This is a genomic window from Elusimicrobiota bacterium (assembly GCA_041660925.1).
In the GTDB taxonomy this organism is placed as follows: Bacteria; Elusimicrobiota; Elusimicrobia; order UBA1565; family UBA1565; genus JBAZUV01.
Genome location: JBAZVI010000003.1, coordinates 254,150 through 273,942, shown reverse-complemented (window position 1 = coordinate 273,942; position 19,793 = coordinate 254,150). Strand labels below are relative to the sequence as shown.

General features: G+C 71.6%; 21 protein-coding genes. 17 read left to right on the top strand and 4 right to left on the bottom strand.

Annotated features, from left to right (window positions below; all coding sequences use genetic code 11):
- Window positions 1-21 precede the first annotated feature (21 nt).
- The 5 genes from WC969_06335 to mtnA all read left to right on the top strand — a co-directional run bounded on the left by WC969_06335 (window position 22) and on the right by mtnA (window position 4,257).
- Window positions 22-1,038 (top strand): hypothetical protein, encoded by a 1,017-nt coding sequence (locus tag WC969_06335; GenBank protein MFA6029450.1) that lies wholly within the window; start codon window positions 22-24, stop codon window positions 1,036-1,038.
- Entirely contained in the window at window positions 1,035-2,051 is a 1,017-nt protein-coding gene (locus WC969_06330) for a hypothetical protein (protein ID MFA6029449.1), read from the top strand. Before WC969_06335 ends, WC969_06330 begins: the two co-directional genes overlap by 4 nt.
- A gap of 124 nt (window positions 2,052-2,175) precedes the next feature.
- Window positions 2,176-2,859, top strand: a complete 684-nt coding sequence (locus WC969_06325; GenBank protein ID MFA6029448.1) for a YggS family pyridoxal phosphate-dependent enzyme — start codon at window positions 2,176-2,178, stop codon at window positions 2,857-2,859.
- Window positions 2,860-2,909: 50 nt separating this feature from the next.
- Window positions 2,910-3,173: a DUF167 domain-containing protein gene (locus WC969_06320; GenBank protein MFA6029447.1), complete on the top strand. Its 264-nt coding sequence runs from the start codon at window positions 2,910-2,912 to the stop codon at window positions 3,171-3,173.
- Between the two features lie 64 nt (window positions 3,174-3,237).
- Complete coding sequence (gene mtnA, locus WC969_06315) at window positions 3,238-4,257, top strand: S-methyl-5-thioribose-1-phosphate isomerase (protein MFA6029446.1); 1,020 nt, start codon at window positions 3,238-3,240, stop codon at window positions 4,255-4,257.
- A 184-nt stretch (window positions 4,258-4,441) separates the two neighbouring features.
- On the opposite strand, the gene WC969_06310 is transcribed toward mtnA, so the two are convergent.
- Window positions 4,442-5,038, bottom strand: a complete 597-nt coding sequence (locus tag WC969_06310; protein MFA6029445.1) for a hypothetical protein — start codon at window positions 5,036-5,038, stop codon at window positions 4,442-4,444.
- A gap of 79 nt (window positions 5,039-5,117) precedes the next feature.
- On the opposite strand from WC969_06310, the gene cutA reads away from it, so the two are divergent.
- Genes cutA through WC969_06260 form a run of 10 tightly spaced genes read left to right on the top strand, consistent with a single transcriptional unit; the run spans window position 5,118 to window position 14,131 of the window.
- Window positions 5,118-5,447, top strand: coding sequence for a divalent-cation tolerance protein CutA (cutA, locus tag WC969_06305; GenBank protein ID MFA6029444.1), 330 nt, complete (start codon window positions 5,118-5,120; stop codon window positions 5,445-5,447).
- Window positions 5,444-6,037 carry a nucleoside triphosphate pyrophosphatase gene (locus WC969_06300; protein ID MFA6029443.1) on the top strand — a complete coding sequence of 198 codons (594 nt, stop codon included), beginning with the start codon at window positions 5,444-5,446 and terminating at the stop codon, window positions 6,035-6,037. The genes cutA and WC969_06300 overlap by 4 nt, the downstream gene beginning before the upstream one ends.
- On the top strand, window positions 6,034-7,272 hold the full coding sequence (locus WC969_06295; protein MFA6029442.1) for a HAMP domain-containing sensor histidine kinase: 1,239 nt from the start codon (window positions 6,034-6,036) through the stop codon (window positions 7,270-7,272). Before WC969_06300 ends, WC969_06295 begins: the two co-directional genes overlap by 4 nt.
- Before the next feature lies 1 nt (window position 7,273).
- The gene (locus WC969_06290; GenBank protein MFA6029441.1) at window positions 7,274-8,458 is read left to right on the top strand and encodes a Yip1 family protein; all 1,185 of its coding nucleotides are present in this window, start codon (window positions 7,274-7,276) and stop codon (window positions 8,456-8,458) included.
- Window positions 8,455-9,378, top strand: coding sequence for a lipoyl synthase (gene lipA, locus WC969_06285; protein MFA6029440.1), 924 nt, complete (start codon window positions 8,455-8,457; stop codon window positions 9,376-9,378). The genes WC969_06290 and lipA overlap by 4 nt, the downstream gene beginning before the upstream one ends.
- The gene (gene lpdA, locus WC969_06280) at window positions 9,375-10,775 is read left to right on the top strand and encodes a dihydrolipoyl dehydrogenase (protein ID MFA6029439.1); all 1,401 of its coding nucleotides are present in this window, start codon (window positions 9,375-9,377) and stop codon (window positions 10,773-10,775) included. Before lipA ends, lpdA begins: the two co-directional genes overlap by 4 nt.
- Window positions 10,772-11,422 carry a lipoyl(octanoyl) transferase LipB gene (lipB, locus tag WC969_06275; GenBank protein ID MFA6029438.1) on the top strand — a complete coding sequence of 217 codons (651 nt, stop codon included), beginning with the start codon at window positions 10,772-10,774 and terminating at the stop codon, window positions 11,420-11,422. Before lpdA ends, lipB begins: the two co-directional genes overlap by 4 nt.
- On the top strand, window positions 11,413-12,144 hold the full coding sequence (locus WC969_06270) for an SDR family oxidoreductase (GenBank protein MFA6029437.1): 732 nt from the start codon (window positions 11,413-11,415) through the stop codon (window positions 12,142-12,144). Before lipB ends, WC969_06270 begins: the two co-directional genes overlap by 10 nt.
- A complete protein-coding gene (locus WC969_06265) occupies window positions 12,141-13,712 on the top strand; it encodes a glycoside hydrolase family 15 protein (protein ID MFA6029436.1) in 1,572 nt (523 codons plus the stop codon). The genes WC969_06270 and WC969_06265 overlap by 4 nt, the downstream gene beginning before the upstream one ends.
- Before the next feature lie 17 nt (window positions 13,713-13,729).
- A complete protein-coding gene (locus tag WC969_06260) occupies window positions 13,730-14,131 on the top strand; it encodes a 6-carboxytetrahydropterin synthase (protein ID MFA6029435.1) in 402 nt (133 codons plus the stop codon).
- Between the two features lie 57 nt (window positions 14,132-14,188).
- Here the strand turns inward: WC969_06260 and WC969_06255 are convergent, their stop codons facing one another.
- Window positions 14,189-15,451 (bottom strand): family 1 glycosylhydrolase, encoded by a 1,263-nt coding sequence (locus WC969_06255; GenBank protein ID MFA6029434.1) that lies wholly within the window; start codon window positions 15,449-15,451, stop codon window positions 14,189-14,191.
- 76 nt (window positions 15,452-15,527) lie between these two features.
- Here WC969_06255 and trxB point away from each other — a divergent pair, with 76 nt between their 5' ends.
- Both trxB and WC969_06245 read left to right on the top strand, forming a co-directional pair.
- Window positions 15,528-16,463: a thioredoxin-disulfide reductase gene (gene trxB / locus WC969_06250; GenBank protein MFA6029433.1), complete on the top strand. Its 936-nt coding sequence runs from the start codon at window positions 15,528-15,530 to the stop codon at window positions 16,461-16,463.
- Between the two features lie 35 nt (window positions 16,464-16,498).
- The gene (locus WC969_06245) at window positions 16,499-17,320 is read left to right on the top strand and encodes a hypothetical protein (GenBank protein MFA6029432.1); all 822 of its coding nucleotides are present in this window, start codon (window positions 16,499-16,501) and stop codon (window positions 17,318-17,320) included.
- Window positions 17,321-17,405: 85 nt separating this feature from the next.
- On the opposite strand, the gene WC969_06240 is transcribed toward WC969_06245, so the two are convergent.
- Window positions 17,406-18,185: a phytochelatin synthase family protein gene (locus tag WC969_06240; GenBank protein MFA6029431.1), complete on the bottom strand. Its 780-nt coding sequence runs from the start codon at window positions 18,183-18,185 to the stop codon at window positions 17,406-17,408.
- 121 nt (window positions 18,186-18,306) lie between these two features.
- A complete protein-coding gene (locus tag WC969_06235) occupies window positions 18,307-19,791 on the bottom strand; it encodes an FGGY family carbohydrate kinase (protein ID MFA6029430.1) in 1,485 nt (494 codons plus the stop codon).
- Window positions 19,792-19,793: the final 2 nt, after the last annotated feature.

The window sequence follows — 19,793 nt, the reverse complement described above, 5'->3', positions numbered from 1 at the left end:
GGAGAAGGTACTCTTAGGACGATGGCCGACCCCTATCGGGAGTACGCGGACGAATACGGCCGCGAGGTCGAGCGAACGCTCCGGAGCCAGCCGGCTCCCGGCGCCGACCCCCTGCCGGCGATGCGCCGCGCCCTCGAGGAATTCGAACACTGGTGGAGCCGCGAGGTCCCGGCCTCGACCGAGGCCGAGGCGTCCGCCGACGACGGACGCCTCGACGCGCTGCGCCGGGAGCTCGAGCGCGCCCGAGGAGAGCTCGAGGCGGTCAAGACCGGCCTCAGCGCCCACGGAGCCGGAGCGAAGGCCGCGGCGGGCGAGGCGGAGCGCGCCGCTCTGCGGACGCAGACGGAGCGCCTGCACGCGGAGAACGACGAGCTCAAGCGCCAGCTCTCCGACCTGCACGCGCAGGTCTCCGACGCCCAGGCGAAGGCCTACCGGGCGCAGGAAGGCTACGAGGCGGCGATCCTCCGCCTCGAGCAGCAGATCCGGCTCCTCGGAGACCGCGGCACCGAACTCTCCCGCGACAAGCAGTTCCTCGAGGGGCAGCTCGCGCGCAACGCCGACCGCGTGCGCGACCACGAGGCCTCGCTCGACGAGGCCCGCGCGAAGGCGCAGGTCCTCGAGCACGAGAACACCGAGCTCAAGACCCGCGTCGACGGCCTCCAGCGCGAGCTCTCCCAGGTCGGCGTCGATAAGGCCTCCCTCGAAGGCTCGCTGCGCGAACTCCGCGTCCAGGCCGGCGCCCTCCAGGAACGGATCCTGCGGGGACGCGAGACGCTCGAAGCCGATCTCGCCGAGCGCCGCCGCACCCTCGAACAGGCCCTCGCGGCCGCCGAGGAGGCCCGCAGCGGCGTCGCCGAGCAGCTCCGCCGCGGCTTCGCCGAACAGCGGGTGGAGGGGGACAAGCAGGTGCGCGAGACCGCGCGCTTCCTCGAGGCGAAGCTCCTCGAAGTGGAGCGCGACGCCTCCTCCCACTACGAAGAGGTCCGCGGCCTGCTCGACGCCCTCGGACGCCTGCTCTCGGATGAGGACGCGCGATGAAGTACTGGGTCTACCTGGACGGAGAGGTCCCCGGCTCCTACGCCCCCGCGGAGCTCGCGGCCCTGCCCGGCTTCGCCCAGACCTCGATGGTCTGCCCCGTCGAGGGGCCGACCGAGGCGCGCAACTGGCGCCGCGCGGGAGAGTTCAGCGACATCCTCGACGCGATGCAGTCCCGCCGTCTCGCCGAGCGCCCGGCCGCCGTCGACCCGGCGCCGGAAGCCGTCCGCCCGCTGAGCGTCGACGACGTGCTCAACGACGCCTCATCGAAGATCTTCCTGCACGTCGCCGACCTCATGCGCGAGCTCGAGAACCGGCGCGAGGAGCGCGCGCTCACCCAGGCCCTCCAGCGCCAGGTCGCCGAGCTGCGCGGGGAACTGCTCGCCGCACGCGAGCGCATCGCCCGCCTCGACGAGCGCGCCGCGCTCCTCCCCGGCTTCGAGGACCGCGAGCGGATGCTGCAGGCGGAGATCGCCCGCGCCCGCTCCGAGCTGCGCGAGCGCGGAGCGGAGCTCATCGCCCTGCGCGAGGAGCTCGCGAAGGCCCGCCTCCAGCTCGAGGAGGCGCTCCGGCGCGCTGAGGGCGCGGAGAGCGCGGCCTCCCGGCACGAGAAGGTGGCCGAGGAGCTCTCGGCCCAGCTCGCGGAGAAGGAGCTCTCGCTGGCGAAGGCCTACGGGATCGTCCGCCGCCTCGAGCAGACCCTCTGCGACATCGTGCCCTCCGCGACCGCGGGGATCTCCCGCGAGGTCCCCGACCTGAGCCTTCCCGCCGAGGAGGCGCTCGGCGCCCCCGAGGAAGCCGCCGCCCCGGATGCGCCGCCGGCCGAGGCGCCCCCGGAGACCCCCGCGCCCCCGGAAGGGGATCCGCGGACCGTCCTCGAATCGGACCCCGTCCCGGAATCCCACCTTCCCCCGGAAGGGGAGGTCCGTCCCGTCCCGCGGCCCTGGCGCACCCTCCTCAAGAAGGCCTTCGAGAACATCTCCTCCAAAGACGACCCCCCCGAAACGAAGCACTGACGCGCCGACCATTTTAGGAACCGACCAGCAAGGGGCCAATGGTCCTAGGAGGTCCTATGCTTATGGGCGTCTATTTGGTATAATGGTTACAGAAGGTCAGCCGGACCGGAGTCCACGCCGGATCATGGTCCTTGAAAGACTCGACGGGATTCGACGACGCATCGAGGCGGCCGCGGCTCGCGGCGACCGGGACGCGTCGGCCGTGGACGTCATCGCCGTCGTCAAGAAGGCCCCGACCATGGACCTACGCGCCCTCGCCGCTTCGGGCCGGGTCCGCTGGTTCGGGGAGAGCCGCGTGCAGGATGCCGCGCGCCGCCGGGAGGAGCTGGGCCCGGACGCCGCCCGGGTGCGCTGGAGGTTCGTCGGCCACCTCCAGACGAACAAGGCCGTCGCCGCCGCGGGGCTCTTCGAGCGCCTGGATTCGCTGGAGTCGCTGAAGCTGGCGGCCTCGCTCGACGCCCTCGCCGCAGAGGCCGGGAACACGCTGCCCGTGCTGGTGCAGGTCAAGCTGACCGGCCGGGACGCGCAGTCGGGCGTGGATCCCGAGGCCCTGGGGGAGTTCCTGGAGAAGCTCCGGGGCTTCCCGCGCCTGAAGGCGCAAGGCCTGATGGCCATCGCGCCGCTGACGGAACGGGTCGAGGAGACCCGCCCGCACTTCCGGCGCATGAAGGAGCTGCTCGACCGCCACTTCCCCGCGGGGACCGTGCCGGACCGGGAGCTCTCGATGGGGATGAGCCAGGATTTCGAAGTCGCCGTGGAAGAAGGAGCGACGCTCGTACGCATCGGGACCGCGCTGTTCAACGCCTAGCGGTCCCGCGGTAGAGACGGAACTCCGCATCGAGGAAGGGAGAAGACAGAATGATCGTCAAAGTGCGCGTCATCCCCAATGCCCCCGAGAACGAGGTCGTCAGCCGCATCGGCAGCGTCCTGAGGGTCAAGGTCACCGCCGGAGAAGTCAACGAGGAAGCCAACAACGCGCTGCGCGGCTACCTCGCAGAGTTCTTCGAAGTGGCGCCCCGCGCCGTCAACATCATCCGCGGGGCGAAAGGCCGCGAGAAGACCGTCGAGATCACCGGGCAGCCCGAGGAGTCGCTGCGCCGCGTGATGGAATCCATCCCCTGACGATATCCACATAGAAAGATCCCCCGGGCAGCCCCATCGCCCGGGGATTTTTCTGCTCGAAAACATGAAAGACTTCGACTCCGTCCGCCCCGTCCGCTTCCGCGCCGGCGCCCTGTACGCGCTCGACCAGCGCCTGCTGCCGCGCCGCAAGGTCTACGTCCGCCTCTCCACCTGCGCGCAGGTCGTCGACGCGATCTCCAGCATGCTGCTGCGCGGCGCCCCGCTCATCGGCGTCGCGGCCGCCTACGGCTACGCCTTCGCCGCCCGCGAGGGGCTCGACCTCGACCGCGCGGCGAAGACCCTGCTCGCCTCCCGGCCGACCGCCGTCAACCTCGCCTGGGCCGTGCGCCGCATGCAGGAACGGACCCGCGCGCTCCGCGGGACCGGCGATCCGCGCGGCCCCCTGCTGCGCGAGGCCCACGCCGTCTTCGAAGAGGACCTCGACGCCAACCGCCGCATGGCCGACTTCGGCGCGCGCCTGCTCAAGCGCGGCTCGACCGTGATGACCCATTGCAACGCGGGAGCGCTCGCGACCGCCGGCATCGGAACGGCGCTCGGCGTCATCCGCCGCGCCTACCGCCTGGGGAAGGTCCGCCGCGCCTTCGCCTGCGAGACGCGCCCCTACCTCCAGGGGAGCCGCTTGACGCTCTGGGAGCTCATGACCGAGGGGATCCCCTCGACCCTCATCACGGACAACATGGCCGCCCACATCATGGCGACCGAGAAGGTGGATGCGGTCCTCGTCGGCGCCGACCGCATCGCGGCGAACGCCGACGCGGCCAACAAGATCGGGACCTACGGGCTCGCCATCCTCGCCCGCCATCACGGGATCCCCTTCTACGTCGTCGCGCCCTCGACCACCGTCGACCTCTCCCTGAGCGACGGGAGCCGCATCCCCATCGAGGAGCGCAGCGTCCGGGAAGTCGTCGAGGTCCACGGGAAGTCCATCGCGCCCAAGGGCGCGGTCGCCCGGCATCCCGGCTTCGACGTGACCCCGCACGCCCTCATCACGGCCATCGTCACGGAGAAGGGCGTGGTGAAGCCCGCCTCCGGCGCGAACCTGAAGCGGGTCCTCTCGATATAGACGGTTCTTTCAGGGCTCGTCGTCGGCGTCGACTTCGAGCGCCGACAGCTCGCCGCGGCGCCCCTCCATCCCTCCGAGGCCGAGGGCGAGCGGCGCGAAGGCCCGCGAGCCGTAGATGAAGCGATAGACAAGGTGATGAGGAACACCGCCCAGGGACCCCAGGCGGCGAGCGCCCCCTCGGGGGTCATGAGCCGGAAGGGGGGGGCTTCGGAGAGCGCAGGCGGGAGACCTGGCGCAGGAAGCCGGAGATGTCGTCCTCGGCGTCCTTGATCGCGACGATCTCTCCGACGCGGCGCGCGACCTCGTCGAGGAGCTTGCGCTCCTCCAGCAGGAACGGACCTTCGTCCGCCTTCGGCAGGACGCGGGTATAGAACACGTCGACCGCGCAGACGGCTCGGCCCTGGACGCGGAACTCGGAGGTCTGCACCCAGGAAGTCTTCTGGAAGCCGGGAGAGCGGTGCTCGCGCCCCCGCAGGCGTACGCGCGCGCAGGCGGCGTCGGGGTACTGCCAGGCGCGGGGGAGCATCGCGACGACCTCGGAGAGGATCTCGTCGAGCGTCGCACCGGGCTTCTCGACGAGCCGGGCTACGCCGAAGAGGCAGTCGAGCTCTTTGACCCGCTCGTTGAGCTCGCGCGTGCGCTTCTTCAGGCAGTCCTCGAGCCAGCGCACCTCGTCCTTGAAGCGGCCGAGCGCGTCTTCGAGCTCTCGCACCCGCTGCTGGGTGGAGTTCAACGCCGACACCAGGTCTTCCTTCCGCAGGGACTCGAGCTCCTCTCCCATTACGCGCGTAATGTTACCAAGTTCATCGGGAATCCCCAACGGGGATTCCCGACCACGCAGGAATTGGTATCATGCGCCGATGCCGAAACGCTGCGTGGTCCTCGTCACCGCCCCCGACCGCCGGACCGGCCTGCGCCTGGCCCGCGCCCTGGTCGCCGAGCGCCTGGCGGCGTGCGTGAACCTCGTCGGAAGCCTGCGCTCCGTCTACCGCTGGAAGGGGAAGGTCGAGGAGGCCTCCGAAGTCCTGCTCCTCGCCAAGACCCGCGCGGCCCTGCTCCCGCGCCTCCAGCGCCGCGTGAAGGCGCTTCACCCCTGTTCCGTGCCCGAGGTCCTCGCGCTGCCCGTGGCGGGGGGAAGTCCCTCCTATCTCTCCTGGCTCGACGCCGCCGCGGACGCGAGGCCCCGATGAGCGCCCTTGCGCGCACGCTGGTCCTGGCCTCGGCGTCCCCGCGCCGGCGCGAGCTCCTGCGCGCCCTCAAGCTCCCTTTCCGCATCGCCCCCTCGCACGTCAGCGAGGAGGTCGCTCCCTGCACGCCGCGCCGGCTCGTGCTCGAGCTCGCCCTGCGCAAGGCGCGGGCCGTGGCCGGGCGGCGAAAGCGCGCGCTCGTCCTCGGGGCGGACACCATCGTCGTCTGCCGCGGAGAGGTCCTCAACAAGCCGATCGACCGCGAGGACGGCCGCCGCATCCTCCGCTCGCTCAACGGCCGCTGGCACCGCGTCTACACCGGGGTCGCGCTCGTCGACTCCGAGTCGGGCCGCTGGTGGCGCGAGGCGGCCGTGACCCGGGTCAAGGCCCGCCGCCTAACGGCCGAGGAGCTCGAGCGCTTCGTGGGCCGCCACATGGACAAGGCCGGCGCCTATGCCGTGCAGGACCACGGGGACCCCTTCATCGAGCGCATCGTGGGCCCGTTCGACAACGTCGTCGGCCTGCCGCTCGCGAGCGTGCGCTCGCTGCTGCGCCGGGCCCTCTGCGCGCGCCGGAGGAAGACGGCCCGATGAGCCTCTTCCGCGCCGCGACGATCCTGCGCGCCGCGAACCTCCTCGCCGTCATCGCCTGGATCTTCCTCCTGAAGAAGGGCGGCCTGCTCATCTCGACGGAGTTCCCGCTCGCGATCCTCTCCGCCGCGGTCTGGGTCTCGGCCGTCGCGGCCTTCCTCCTGCGCGAGCCGCCGCCGGCGGCGATCGCGGCGCTCCTGTCGCTCGACGCGCTCGCCGTCGGGATCGCGAGCCTGTACGCGCAGCCGGCCTCCGCCGACCTCCTCCCCGGCTTCTTCGTGCCCCTGACCCTCGCGGCGCTCCTGCTGCCCGGGCTCCTGGCCGTCCTGGTCTGGGCCGCCGCCGCCGCCTGCACGGCCTTCCTGCTCCTGCGCGCAGGCCTGGCCTGGACCGACCCGCTGTTCATCGTGCGCCTGAGCGCCCTCGCGCTCGCGCCCGCCGCCTGCGCGGTCGTCTCCGCGCTCCTCCTCGCCCGCCGCGCGCGGACCGTCCGCGAATCCGTGTCCCTGCAGCGCCAGCTCCAGGTGACGGAGTACGTCACGCACCTCTTCTTCCAGCTGCGCGACTACCTCACCTCCATCACCACCGTCGCCGAGCACATCGCCCTCTCCGCGCACGACCAAGCGGGCAAGGACATCGCCCAGAAGCTGCGGCGCATGGTCGCGGAGCTCAACGCCAAGATCGTCCGGACCGTGGACGCCGTGCAGACGACGACGCGGCGCACGGCGCCGATGGCCGTCGACTTCGACCTCGGCACCGTCCTCGCCGAGGCCGCGGAGTCGGCGCGCGCCTCGGTCCCCCGGCCGCGGGTGCGCCTGAAGCTCGCATCCTCCTCCCTGGCCCTGCAGGGCAACCGCCGTCTCGCCTTCTGCGTTCTCGCCAGCGTGCTCGACAACGCCTTCGAGGCCTTCCCGGCCGACGGCGCGGGGACGGTCCGCGTGGAGCTCAAGCCCGGAGAGCCCTGCGCCGAGGTCGTCATCGAGGACGACGCCGGCGGGGTCGCCCCCGACCGCATCGCCCGGGTCTTCGAGCCGCTCTCGACCTCGAAGTCCGACCGCGGGGGTCTCGGTCTGGGCCTCTCGATGGCCCGGCGCATGGTCGAGGGCACCGGCGGGACCCTCGCCCTCGAGAGCGCGGGGGGGAAGACCCTCGTGCGCGTCCTTTTCCCCGTCCGACCCGCCCTGCCGAACGTCCGCACCGGAGACTCGACCTGGGCCTCCCGCCGCGCCGGAGGATGAGATGAGCGAAGAAGAAGCCGCCCCCGTCGAAGCCCCCGGACTCCTCGCCCTGCTCGAGGACTCCCTGCGCGTGCTCTTCGCGCCGGGCGCCGTCTTCGAGGCGCACCGCTTCGCGCCCCCGCCCGGCTTCGGCGCGATGACGGGCGTCGTCCTGGTCTGGGCCGCGGCCGCCCTCCTCGTGCAGCTGCTCATGGCCCTCATGACCCTGCCCGCGACGGCGGCGATCGGTCCGCTCCCCGCCTCTCTGGCCCTGCTCGGAGGACTCCTGCTCGCCCTCGTCCTCGGCTTCGCCGGAGCCGGCGTCATCCTCGCGCTCTCGGCCCTCTCGGGCGGGAAGGGCGGTTACGAGCGGAGCTACCAGCTCCTCGCGCTCCTCTCCCCGCTGCTCGCGGTCGCCTCCGCGGCCCTTTGGGTCCCCGTCCCCTACCTCTCGCTGGTGCCCACCCTGCTCGGCGCCTTCCTCTTCGCCCGGGGACTCAGCGAGCTCCACGAGGCCCCCGGCGTCCAGTCGACCATCGTCGTCGGGGCCCTGACCGTGGTGCTCCTCGCGGGACAGATCCTCATGCGCCCCGCCTTCGAGCGGGCGCAGCGCCAGGCCGAGCTGGCGGCCAACCTCTACTCGACGGCCTCCGGTCTCGCCTCCGGGATGAGCGCCCTGCAGCAGGCCGCAGGCCCCGCGGGCGGGGAGCCCGGCGCGACGGGCACTCCGGTGCAGCCGGTCCCCGACCTCGTCGGCGCGGCGACCCCCGACTCGCCGCTGACCCCGCTCACCGGGAGCTCGAGCGTCGACATGGTCCAGGGCATGAGCGAAGGACAGAACTCCGGCCTGCCGCTGGTGCAGCCGGGCCGACAGCTCACGGCGCAGGACGTCCAGCAGATGCGCGAGACGGGGCTCAACATGCTCGACAACGTCAGCCAGAAGCTCCATGACCCCGCCATGATGAAGAACGTGCCTCCCGAGCAGGCGGAGCAGCTCAAGCAGGTCACCCAGCTCATGGACCAGATGCGCACGGGCATGCGCGACCCGAACTTGACCCCCGCCGACCGCCAGCGCATGATGCAGCAGGCGATGCAGATGCTCGGCAACCTCCAGGGGAGCGCGCCTCAGCAGCAGGGGCCGCGGCGCAAGAAGATCCGCGTCCCCGAGCCCGGCACGGCGACCCCTCCGGAGACGGAGGCGCGTTGAGCCCGGCACCGGCGCAGGTCCCGCTGGCGAAATTACCGCCCTGGATGCGGGTGCGACTCGGCTCCGGAGACGCGTTCCGCACGGTGAAGGGACTCTCGTCCGCCCGGGGCCTGCACACCGTCTGCTCCGAGGCCCGCTGCCCGAACGCCGGCGAGTGCTGGTCCTCCGGGACCGCGACCTTCATGATCCTCGGCGACTCCTGCACCCGCACCTGCCGCTTCTGCTCGGTGGCCGCGGCCGCCCGCCCCGCGCCGCCCGACCCCGAGGAACCGCGCGGTCTCGCGGAGAGCGTCGCCGCCCTGGGTCTGCGCTACGCGGTGGTCACCACCGTCTGCCGCGACGACCTCCCCGACCAGGGCGCCGCGCACGCCGCGGCCTGCCTGCGCGCCGTGCGCACGCGCTGCCCGGACACGCGCCTCGAGTTCCTCGCCCAGGACTTCCGCGGCGACGAAGCGCTCCTCGCCCGCGTCCTCGCCGAGGGGCCGGACGTGCTCTCCCACAACCTCGAGACCGTGGAGCGCCTGACCCCGTCGGTGCGCGACCGGCGCGCGGGCTACGCGCTCTCCCTCGCCGTCCTGCGCGCCGCCCGGCGACTGCGGCCGGGGGTCTGGACGAAGTCCTCCCTCATGCTCGGTCTCGGCGAGACCGAGGAGGAGCTTCTGCAGGCCTTCGCGGACCTCCTTGCGGCCGGGGTCCGGGTCCTCACCCTCGGGCAGTACCTGCGCCCGACGCGCGAGCCGCGCCACCTTCCCGTCGTCGAGTTCGTCCCGCCCGCGCGCTTCGAGGAGCTCGGCGCGCGCGCCCGCGCGATGGGCTTCCTCCACGTCGCCTCGGCCCCGTTCGTGCGCAGCTCGTACCGCGCCGCCGAGCTCTTCATGGAGAAGGCCGCAGGAACCCGCTCTTCGGAGGCATCCTCATGAAGGAGACCCAGGTCCTCGTCATCGGAGCCGGCCCCGGCGGCTACGTCTGCGCCATCCGCCTCGCGCAGCTCGGGAAGAAGGTGGTCCTCGCCGAGAAAGAGAAGGTCGGCGGCGTCTGCCTCAACGTCGGCTGCATCCCCTCGAAGGCCCTCATCCACGGCGCCGGCCTCGTGCACAAGCTGCGCCGCGGCGGCGCGCTCGGGATCGGCGCCTCGGAGCTCACCGTCGACTGGGGAAAGACCGTGGCCTGGAAGAACGCGGTCGTCGGAGGCCTCACGCGCGGCATCGGGGCCCTGCTCAAGGCCAACGGCGTCGAGCTCGTCGAGGGCACCGCCCGCTTCACCGGTCCGCACACCGCCGAGGTCACCGGGGGCCCCGCGAAGGAGGACCTGAAGTTCGAGCAGGCCGTCGTCCTCACCGGCTCGCGCCCGCTCTCCCTGCCCGGCTTCGACTTCGACGGCTCCTGCGTGATCGGCTCCACGGAAGCCCTGGCGCTGCAGGCTCCGCCGGCGAGCCTGGCGGTCATCGGCGGCGGCGTCATCGGGCTCGAGATCGGCACGGTCTTCGCGAAGCTCGGGACGAAGGTGACGGTCGTCGAGTTCATGGACGGGCTCCTGCCGGGCATCGAGGCGGACCTGAGCGCCCCCGTCGCGCGCTCCCTCCAGAAGCTCGGCTGCGCGGTCCACCTGAAGAGCAAAGCCCTGAGCTGGCTCGAGAAGGACGGCGTCCTCGAGCTGACGGTGCAGACCCCCGAGGGGGAGAAGACCGTCTCGGCCGAGAAGATCCTCCTCAGCGTCGGCCGCCGCCCCAACAGCGACGGCATCGGCCTCGAGAACGCCGGCGTGAAGACCGACGCGAAGGGCTTCATCCAGGTCGACGAGCGCATGCGCACGAGCGCGGAGCACATCTACGCGGCCGGGGACGTCATCGGCGCGCCCTACCTCGCGCACAAGGCGTCGCGCGAGGGCATCCTCGCCGCGCACGCCCTCGCGGGCAAGGAGGTCGAGGCGAAGGGGCACATCCCGTGGGCGGTCTACACCGACCCCGAGGTCGCTTACGTCGGAGAGACCGAGGCCGCGGCGAAGGCGCGCGGCGTCGAGCTCCTGATCGGCCGCTTCCCGTTCTCCGCCAACGGCCGGGCGCAGACGATGCGCGAGGCCGAGGGCTTCGTGAAGGTGCTCGGCGACCGCGCCGACGGACGCCTGCTCGGCGTCGGCATCGTCGGACCCGACGCGAGCGACCTCATCGGCGAGGCGGCGCTCGCGCTGCGCCTGAAAGCCGCCGTCGCGGACCTGGCCAACACGGTGCACCCGCACCCGTCCCTCTCGGAAGCGCTCGGGGAGGCCGCCGAGGCCGCCCTCGGGCACGCCGTGCACATGCTCCCCGTCCGGCGATGAAGACCTCCGCGCTCCCCGCGCTGCGCCGCGCCCTCGAGATCCGAGAGCTCGGGACCGTGGACTACCTCTCGGCGCTCGAGCTCCAGAAGAGCGCCCTGCGCGAACGCGCCGCCGGGGAGCGGCCCGACACGCTCTTCCTGCTCGAGCACCCTCCCGTCTACACGCGGGGAACGACCGCCCGCGGACAGAGCGCTCCCGAGCTGCCCCATCCGCTCCACGACGTCCAGCGGGGCGGGGACATCACCTACCACGGCCCCGGACAGCTCGTCGGCTACGCCGTCGTCCACCTCAAGGAGCGCGGACTCACCATCGGCCGCCACCTGCGCATGCTCGAGGAGACCCTCGTGCGGGCCCTCGCCCGCATGGGCGCCGAAGCCCGCGCCCTGCCCGGCTTCACCGGCGTCTGGGTCGGCGAGAAGAAGATCGCCTCCATCGGCGTCGGCGCGCGCGCCTGGGTCGCCTACCACGGCTTCGCGCTCAACGTGCGCACGGAGATGGCGCCCTTCCGGGCCGTCCACCCCTGCCGCCTCGAGCCGGAGACGATGACCTCCCTGCACGCCCTGCGGCCGGACGCGACGATGGAGGCCGCCCGCGCGGCCGTGCGCGCGGCCTTCTGCGACGTCTACGGAGCCGGACCGTGGAGCTGAGGGGCGCCGTCGCGCTCGTGACCGGCGCCGGCCGCCGCGTCGGCCGCAGGATCGCCCTGCGCCTGGCCGAGCACGGCGCCGACGTCGCCGTCCATTACCGCTCCTCGCGCCGCGATGCCGAGGCCCTCGCCCGCGAGCTCCGCGCCCTCGGAGTCGACGCCGAGGCCCTGCGCGCCGACCTCGCCCGCCCCGCCGACTGCGAGCGCCTGGCTCGGACCGCGGTGCGCCGCTTCGGACGCGTGGACGTCCTGGTCAACAGCGCCTCGATCTACGCGCCGAGCCGCTTCGGGAAGACCCGCCCGGCCGAATGGGACGCCTACCAGGCGGTGAACCTGCGCGCGCCCTTCCTCCTCGCACAGGCGCTGGGGCCGCGCATGAAGCGTCTCGGCGGGGGAAAGATCGTGAACATCGCCGACGGTTCCGGGCTGCGGCCCAACGCCGGGTTCATGCCCTACTGCGTCTCGAAGGCGGGGCTGCTCGCGCTGAACGCGGCGCTCGCGAAGGCCCTGGCCCCGGAAGTCCAGGTCAACGCGGTGCTCCCGGGCCCCGTGCTCATGCCCGCGGGTTCGCGCCCCCGTCGACGCGAGAAGGTGCTCGCGGCGACGCTCCTCAAGCGCATGGGAGACCCCGACGACGTGGCGCGCGCCGTGCTCTATCTCCTCGAGGCGGACTTCGTCACGGGGACGGCCCTCCCCGTCGACGGCGGACGACTCGCCGCATGAAGGCCGCGCTCCCCGCGCTCCTGCTCGCTCCCCTTCTGCTCTCGGGCTGCTCCCTGCTCCAGCCGAAGCTCAAGCCCTTCCCCGACGAGAAGCTCGAGGCGTGGATCGAGGCCCAGCGGGAGCTCTCGCTCGAGCGCCTGCTGCGCAACGTCTCGCCGAAGGGCCGCGTCGACAAGGTCTTCGACACCGTCCACGTCGCGCCGGACCGCTGGGACGGGGTGAAGGCGGCCGCACGCGCGCCGGAAGGGCGCATCCGGCTCGAGGGGGGACGACTGCGCCAGAGCATCCTGCCCAAGCCCGGCGCCGTCGCGGCGGCTCCCGCGGGGAACCCTCCCGAGCCGGACTACTTCTTCCACTGGGTCCGCGACTCCGCGGTCGTCATGTACGGCCTCGCCGAGCTCCAGGCCGCCGGCGCGCAGCCGGAGGACGCGGGCGTCTCGACGAGAATCGACGAGTTCGTACGCTTCAGCCGCGAGCTGCAGCTCGCGCCGTCGCCGGAAGGGCTCGGGGAGGTCCGCTGCAACGCCGACGGGACGCCGGACTTCCTGAAGTGGTCGCGTCCGCAATACGACGGCCCGGCGCTGCGCGCGCTGGCGCTGATGCGCTACGAGCGGCTGCGCCGTGCGCCGCCGCCCCCGGAGCTCGCCGAGGCGCTGCGCGAGACGATCCGCACCGACCTCGACTTCATCGCGGAGCACTGGCGCGACCCCGGCTTCGACCTCTGGGAGGAGTACAAGGGGCGCGACTACTACGCCCGCTCGGTGCAGGGCGCGGCGCTCGCCGAGGGAGCCCGACGGGCCCTCGCCGCGAAAGACCCCGAGCGCGCGAAGACCTACGCCGACGCCGCCGCCATGATCACGGACTCCCTGGACGAGCACTGGCTCCCCGAGAAGGGCCACTACGGCTTCGCGCTCGGCCCGCGCGTCTACTGGGACGGCCGTACGAGGGAGAAGCCGGGGGAGAACCTCGACTCGGCCGTCCTCCTCGCCGCCCTGCACGGGCGCCGGCCCGAGGGGCGCCACTCGATCCTCGACGACCGCGTCCTCGCGACGGCGACGGCCGCGGAGGACCTCTTCGCTTCCATCTACACGATGAACGCCCGCCGCGCCCCCGACGAGGGCGTCGCCCTGGGCCGCTACCAGGGCGACGAGTACTTCGGAGGCAACGCCTTCGTCTTCATCACCCTCGGCTACGCCGAGCTCCACTACCGCCTCGCGCGCCTCCTCGCCGACCGCTACGGCTACTCCGCGACGGAGCGGAGCCGTCCTTTCCTGGAACGGGCCCTGCGGCGCGCGGGCCGGGTCCGGCCGCTCACGGCGGGCCGCGACGTGCTCGCGCACTCCGCCGAGCGCCGCGCGCTTCTGACCGGGCTGCTCCTGCGCGGCGACGACCTTCTGCGCGCGGTCCGACGGGTGACCCCGCCCTCGGGTGCGCTCGCCGAACAGATCGATCAGACCTCGGGGGAGGCCGCATCGAGCCGCGACCTCTCCTGGAGCCAGTCCTCGTTCCTGTCGGCCGTCGAGGCCCGCAGAGAGGCGATGAAGGTCCTCCTCCCGCAGCTCCGCTGATTTTATAGACTAGACCCATGTTCGCCGTCACCAAGCTCATCCACTTCTGCTACGGCCACCGCCTGCTCGACTACCAGGGCAAGTGCCGGAACCTGCACGGGCACAACGCGGTCGTCGAGGTGACGCTCGAGAAGCCCTCGCTGGACTCGCGCGGGATGGCGGTGGACTTCGAGGACATCAAGGCCGTGCTGAAGCTCTGGATCGACGCGGAGCTCGACCACCGCATGATCCTCAGCGCCCAGGACCCGCTCCTTCCCGTGCTCAAGCAGCACGACCAGGCCGTCGTGGCGTTCCCCGGGAACCCCACCGCCGAGGCGCTGGCCAAGCATATCCACGAGTACGCCCGCAGCCGCGGCCTCCCCGTCGCTTCCGTCAAGTTCTGGGAGACGCCGAGCTGCTGCGCCTCCTACCGTCCATAATCGGGGAAGAGGGCGCCCTCCTTCCCGGACGAAGGAGGGCGCCGTCTTTTCAGGGCTTCAGAGGGAATTACTGCGCGCGACGCGGGCGTAGTACTCGGCGCCCGGGGCGAGCGTGCGGGCGAAGTTCGTGCGGTCCACGCGGTAGAGGCCGAACTTCGGCGCGTAGGAGCCCCACTCGTAGTTGTCCATCAGGGACCAGTGGAGGTAGCCCTCCACCTTCGCGCCGTCGCCGATGGCCCCGAGCAGGGACTCGAGGTGGCGGTGGATGTAGTCCTTGCGCGCGACGCCGGAGGCGTCGGCGACCCCGTTCTCCGTGACGATGAGCGGGAGCCGGAACTCCCGCCAGAGCCGGGAGACGACGCGCCCGAGACCCTCCGGGGCGATCTCCCAGCCCATGTCGGTGCGAGGCCGGGTGCCGCGCCGTCCGCCGAGCAGGCGGAAGAGCCCGGGACCCAGCGCCGACTCGAGCTCCGCGTAGCCCGGGACGACGCCCAAAGGGAAGAACGGCAGGCGCGCCTTCGAGACGAGGATGCGCGTGTAGTAGTTCACGCCGATGAAGTCGAGCTCGCCGCGCACGCGCGCGAGCAGATCGGTGTGCATGAAGCGGTCGAAGACGCGCGCGGCCTCGACGTCGCCGGGCGAGGGCGTCGCCGGCTCGACGTCGGCCACGTTCTGCGCCAGCCCGACGCGCGCGAGCGGCGCGAGACCGGCGATGAGCGCGCGCGCCTCGCGGTGGGCTCGGGCGACGTTGGGGAGGAGCTCGCGTTCGAAGAGCGAGGAGAGCCCGAGATACCGGCGGCGTCCTGGGGGGAAGCGGCCCATCGCGTAGCCCGCCAGCAGACCGACCATCGGCTCGTTGAAGGTGAGCCAATCCCGGACGGAAGGCCCGAGGGCCCGGACCGTGCGCTCGACGAAGGGGAGGAAGTGCTCGAGGACCCGCGGAGAGCGCCACCCTTCGGGGACCTCTCTGAAGAGCCAGCCCGGCTCGGAGAAGTGGTGGAGGCAGACGATGGGACGCACGCCGGCGCGGACGCAGTCCTCGGCCATCCTCGCGTAGCGCGCGAGGACCGCGTCGTCGAAGACGCCGGGCGCGGGCATGACGCGCGACCATTCGACGGAGAAGCGGTAGGCGCCCAGGTTGAGAGCGCGCAGGCAGCGCAGGTCCTCGGGCCAGAGCCGCCAGGAGTCCGCCGCGCGGCCGCAGGGCTCCCAGCCCTCTGAGCGCTCCCAGGCCGTGAAGGCGGAGCGCTCGTTGTCGCCCTCGACCTGATAGGCGGCGGTCGAGGCGCCCCAGAGGAAGCCGTGCGGGAAGCGTTCCATCTTGAAACATATCAAACATAATCCTCGATTGATTCGCAATATCCGTCCCTCCAGCGCGAAGTTATATAATCGGCACATGGAAAACACGGAAACGCGCAAGGTCGTCGTCATCGGCTCCGGCTCGGCCGGCTACACCGCCGCCATCTACGCCGCCCGGGCCAACCTCGCTCCCCTCATCTTCGGCGGCGTGAGCATGGGCGGCCAGCTCATGATCACCTCCGACGTCGAGAACTTCCCGGGCTTCCCCGAACCCGTCGCCGGACCCGAGCTCATGGAACGGATGATGAAGCAGGTCCAGCGCCTCGGCGTCCCCATCGTGCAGGAACTCGTCGCGAAGGTCGACTTCTCGAAGCGCCCCTTCCGGCTGGAATCCACCGAGGGCCGCGTCGTCCTCGCCGAGACCGTCGTCATCGGCACGGGCGCCGAGGCCAAGTGGCTGGGCATCCCCTCGGAGACGCGCCTGCGCGGCAAGGGCGTCTCCGCCTGCGCGACCTGCGACGGCTTCTTCTTCAAGGGCAAGGAGATCGCGGTCGTGGGCGGCGGAGACACCGCGATGGAGGAGGCCCACTTCCTCACCCACTTCGCCTCGAAGGTCACCCTCGTCCACCGCCGCGACGCCTTCCGCGCCTCGAAGATCATGCAGAAGCGCGTGCTCGAGCACCCCAAATGCGCGGTCGCCTGGGACAGCGTCGTCGACGACATCCTCGGGACCGAGAAGGTCACGGGGATCCGCCTCAAGAACGTGAAGACGGGGAAGTCGACGGACCTCGCGTGCCAGGGAGTCTTCATGGCCATCGGGCATCAGCCCAACACCGGGATCTTCAAGGGCCAGCTCGAGCTCGAGGAGAGCGGCTACATCAAGACCGACGCGCGCGCGCGCACGAGCGTGAAAGGCGTCTTCGCCGCCGGAGACTGCATGGACCCCCGCTACCGGCAGGCCGTCGTAGCCGCCGGGACGGGCTGCATGGCCGCGCTCGAAGCCGAGCGCTTCCTCGCAGGACAAGAGGACTGACCCGCGAAATTCGCCGCACTCCCGAGGATGACACGATGACGAAGAACACCTGGTTCCTGTCGGCGCTCCTGTGCCTCACGGTCCAAGCCTTCCCGCCGGGGCAGCTTTTCGCGGACGGCGACGTGGAATTCATCGTCGCGCACCCGATGCCGCTCTACCCGGGCAGCGTGGCCGCCAAAGACTCCGACGAACAGCGCCGCCTGAGCAAGGACGACCTGGGCGCGGTGAAGAGATACTTCGAGTCGCGTCTGAAGCCCGGCGACCGGATCGAGACTTTCAGCAAGGGCGGCGAAACCGGCTTCAAGGTCGTCTACGCCCGGAAGATCGGCCGCAAGGAGCTGACCGCCTTCGAAGTGAGCGCGGCCGCCCGGACCGAGAAGCGCCCCCTGCACACGGCGTTCGGCGAATTGTCCGCGCAGGTCCAGTCCGGCCGGCATAAGGACGCCGAATTACAGAAGATGCTCAAGGAGTACGGGGACATCGACAGCGCGTATTACCGCGGGAACGAATACAAAGAGATCGCCGAGCGCGCGGGAAAGGAAGCCCACCCCGACCAGGACAAGCTGAAGGCGGCCGGGCGGCACAACAAGGTCTCCGCCGACGACAAGGCCGAGGCGAAGGAGCTCAAGCGGAAGATGAAGGAATTGAAGGCGCAGGGCGACATCGCGGGGATGATGGCGCTGGCCCAGAACAGCAAGAAGTTCCAGGCCCCGCCCGCGAACCAGATGGAAGCCGCGAAGCTCGCGGCCGAGGATCGCAGCCGCGACACCTGGGACATCTGGGTCCGATGCCTCAAGGACACGAAAGCGGCCGCCTACCGCACCGAGCTGCGCTACGGAGAGAACGTCCTGAAGTGAGCGGCGAGTCCCGGATCCGAAGGGTCCGACGAAAACCGCCGGGGTCTCCCCCGGCGGTTTTCATTTTACGGGTGAAAACCGGGCGTCAGGGAGCGCGGAGCCGGATCCAGCCGCCGCAGCCGAATTCCCTCGTGCGGCGGGCCATCGCCTCGACCAGACGCCTCTCCGGCACCCAGTACGGTTCATACCAATCCCTGTCGACGTCCAGGATGAGCACTCGCCGCGTGGCGGCGTCGTAGCCGCCGACCGGAGAGACGTGCGCGAAGGGCCCGCCCGGGGCCTTCGTCAGCTCGTCCTGAACGAAGTGGACGAGGAGCACGTCATGGGGGTCGTTCTCGCCGGCGGCGAGCGCCTTGCGGAAGGCCTCGCGGGTCTCCTCGCCGGTCTCGGAGACCTCTCGTCGCTCGACCGTGCAGCCGCGGCAGCCGCGCGGCTTGAGGTTCCTCTTCAGGAAGGCCTCGAGCTGCTCGAGCGTCACCCCGTGACGGCCCTTGAGGCCCGCGGGAGAGAGCAGGTCGCGCCAGTCGGCGTTGACGGGGTCGGCCAGGAGCGCCGCCTGCGTCAGATTGCGGTCGGAGTCGCCGCGCTCTCGCCCCTGCGACAGGAGCGCGTTGAAGGCCGCGACGGCCGCCGCCGCCGAGCAGGAGTATTCGTTGTATTGCGGGACATAGAAGGGGCTGAGCCGCCAGTAGTCCGAGGAGACGCCGCTCGACGAGCTGAGATAAGCGTGCTCGCGGGAGAGCGGGGCCGCGACCGGGTCCCCGGCGGGACCGTACTTGGGCTCGGCCGCGGCCGAGAGCGCCCCCGCCAGCAGAAGGGATGTTCCGGTAATGGCCACGAGACACGCGCGGGAAATGGTCTTCATATCTCTACCGATGATATCTATTCGACCGTGGATATGGACAGCCGCGGCGCGCATCCCCGTGCAGTCCGCTCGCGCCGCGTATCGGTCCTCCCACCGGCGCTTGAAGTTCGGGGGTAGGGTGCTAGGAGAGAACGCCGAGTCGGCGGAGGTCCTCGCCGAGCTTCTGCTGGGTCTCGACGAAAAGCGTCCAGGCCTGAGAAAGACGCTTCGCGTCGTCGGCGCTCATGCGGGGCTTGAACTCGCGGTCCACGCCCGACTCGAGCAGCTTCCCCGCCCACGGCAGGCCGGCCTCCTCGGCGGCGAGATAGGCGGCGCCGAGCGCGGTCGCCTCGCCCTCCTTGAGGCGGGAGACGGGCTTCTGAAGGATGTCGGCCTGGAACTGCAGGAGGTAGTCGTTGCGCGCGACGCCGCCGGAGGCGTTGAGCGTGCGCGGCTCCAGACCGGCCGCCCGCACCGCCGCGACGCAGTCGGCGATGAGGAAGGCGATGGCCTCGGTGGCGCCGCGGACGACGTCGGCGGGCTTCGTGCGCGCGCTCAGGCCCAGCAGGACCGTCGGGGTCTTGTAGTCCCAGCGCGGAGCGCCGAGCCCGCCGATGGCCTGCAGCGACCAGATCCGCTCGGTGGATTCGCGGCAGAGGCGGTCGGCCTCGCGCACGTCGGAGAGGAGCCCGAAGTTGCGCTTGAGCCACTCATAGGCCGTGCCGGCCGCATGGACGGTCCCTTCGAGGAAGAACTGCGGGGCCCCGCTCTTCTTCTGGAGCGCGACCGAGGTCAGGATGCCCGGCACGCGATGGGCCTTCGCGCCCGTGTGAAGCAGGAAGAAGGCGCCCGTGCCGTAGTTGAGGACGCCGGCGCCCTCCGCGGAGGCTCCCTGCCCGACCGCGGCGGCCTGCTGGTCGCCGAGGGCGGCGAGCACGGGGATGCGGCGGCCGCCGCGCTCGAGGACGCAGAGCTCGCCCGTGGTCGGACGCACGGCGGGGAGGAACTCGCGGGGCACGCCGAAGAGCTTCAGGAGCTCGGGGTCCCAGTCCATCGTGCGCAGGTCGAGGAGGAGGGTGCGCTGCGCCGTCGTCGGGTCGGCGGCGAAGACCGTCCCGCCCGAGAGGCGCCAGAGCAGCCAGCTCGTGACCGGGCCGATCCGGAGGGTCCCCGCCTCGGCCAGGCGCCGGACGTCCGGGTCGTTGTCGAGCATCCAGCGGATCTTCGAGGCCGAGTAGTAGGGGGTCAGGTAGAGGCCGGTGCGCTCGTGGGTCTCGCGCTGGCGGTCCTGCAGGGGAACCAGCATGTCGGCGGCCCGCCCGTCCTGCCAAGAGGGGGCACGGCCCGCCGCCTTCCCGGTGCGCGCGTCCCAGAACACGACGGTCGAGCGCTGGGCGCTGAGGCCGAGCGCGGCGACGCCCGCGGCGGCCGGAAAGGTCGTGAGCACCGTGTCGAGCGCCTCCTCGGCGCCGCGGGCGAGCTCCTCGGGGTCGTGCTCGACGAAGCCGGGAGCCGGGCGGAGGGTGCGCAGCGGACGCTGGGAGAGGGCCGTCGACGAGCCGCTCTCGTCGAAGGCGACGACGCGGGTCGAGGAGGAACCTTGATCGAGAGCGAGGACGTGGTCCATGT

What these genes read in the sequence shown, in the direction of transcription:
- WC969_06335 (MFA6029450.1), top strand. Translation starts at nt 22, where the DNA reads ATGGCCGACCCCTATCGGGAGTACGCGGACGAATACGGCCGCGAGGTC.
- WC969_06330 (MFA6029449.1), top strand. Translation starts at nt 1,035, where the DNA reads ATGAAGTACTGGGTCTACCTGGACGGAGAGGTCCCCGGCTCCTACGCC.
- WC969_06325 (MFA6029448.1), top strand. Translation starts at nt 2,176, where the DNA reads ATGGTCCTTGAAAGACTCGACGGGATTCGACGACGCATCGAGGCGGCC.
- WC969_06320 (MFA6029447.1), top strand. Translation starts at nt 2,910, where the DNA reads ATGATCGTCAAAGTGCGCGTCATCCCCAATGCCCCCGAGAACGAGGTC.
- mtnA (MFA6029446.1), top strand. Translation starts at nt 3,238, where the DNA reads ATGAAAGACTTCGACTCCGTCCGCCCCGTCCGCTTCCGCGCCGGCGCC.
- WC969_06310 (MFA6029445.1), bottom strand. Translation starts at nt 5,038, where the DNA reads ATGGGAGAGGAGCTCGAGTCCCTGCGGAAGGAAGACCTGGTGTCGGCG.
- cutA (MFA6029444.1), top strand. Translation starts at nt 5,118, where the DNA reads ATGCCGAAACGCTGCGTGGTCCTCGTCACCGCCCCCGACCGCCGGACC.
- WC969_06300 (MFA6029443.1), top strand. Translation starts at nt 5,444, where the DNA reads ATGAGCGCCCTTGCGCGCACGCTGGTCCTGGCCTCGGCGTCCCCGCGC.
- WC969_06295 (MFA6029442.1), top strand. Translation starts at nt 6,034, where the DNA reads ATGAGCCTCTTCCGCGCCGCGACGATCCTGCGCGCCGCGAACCTCCTC.
- WC969_06290 (MFA6029441.1), top strand. Translation starts at nt 7,274, where the DNA reads ATGAGCGAAGAAGAAGCCGCCCCCGTCGAAGCCCCCGGACTCCTCGCC.
- lpdA (MFA6029439.1), top strand. Translation starts at nt 9,375, where the DNA reads ATGAAGGAGACCCAGGTCCTCGTCATCGGAGCCGGCCCCGGCGGCTAC.
- lipB (MFA6029438.1), top strand. Translation starts at nt 10,772, where the DNA reads ATGAAGACCTCCGCGCTCCCCGCGCTGCGCCGCGCCCTCGAGATCCGA.
- WC969_06265 (MFA6029436.1), top strand. Translation starts at nt 12,141, where the DNA reads ATGAAGGCCGCGCTCCCCGCGCTCCTGCTCGCTCCCCTTCTGCTCTCG.
- WC969_06260 (MFA6029435.1), top strand. Translation starts at nt 13,730, where the DNA reads ATGTTCGCCGTCACCAAGCTCATCCACTTCTGCTACGGCCACCGCCTG.
- WC969_06255 (MFA6029434.1), bottom strand. Translation starts at nt 15,451, where the DNA reads ATGGAACGCTTCCCGCACGGCTTCCTCTGGGGCGCCTCGACCGCCGCC.
- trxB (MFA6029433.1), top strand. Translation starts at nt 15,528, where the DNA reads ATGGAAAACACGGAAACGCGCAAGGTCGTCGTCATCGGCTCCGGCTCG.
- WC969_06245 (MFA6029432.1), top strand. Translation starts at nt 16,499, where the DNA reads ATGACGAAGAACACCTGGTTCCTGTCGGCGCTCCTGTGCCTCACGGTC.
- WC969_06240 (MFA6029431.1), bottom strand. Translation starts at nt 18,185, where the DNA reads ATGAAGACCATTTCCCGCGCGTGTCTCGTGGCCATTACCGGAACATCC.
- WC969_06235 (MFA6029430.1), bottom strand. Translation starts at nt 19,791, where the DNA reads ATGGACCACGTCCTCGCTCTCGATCAAGGTTCCTCCTCGACCCGCGTC.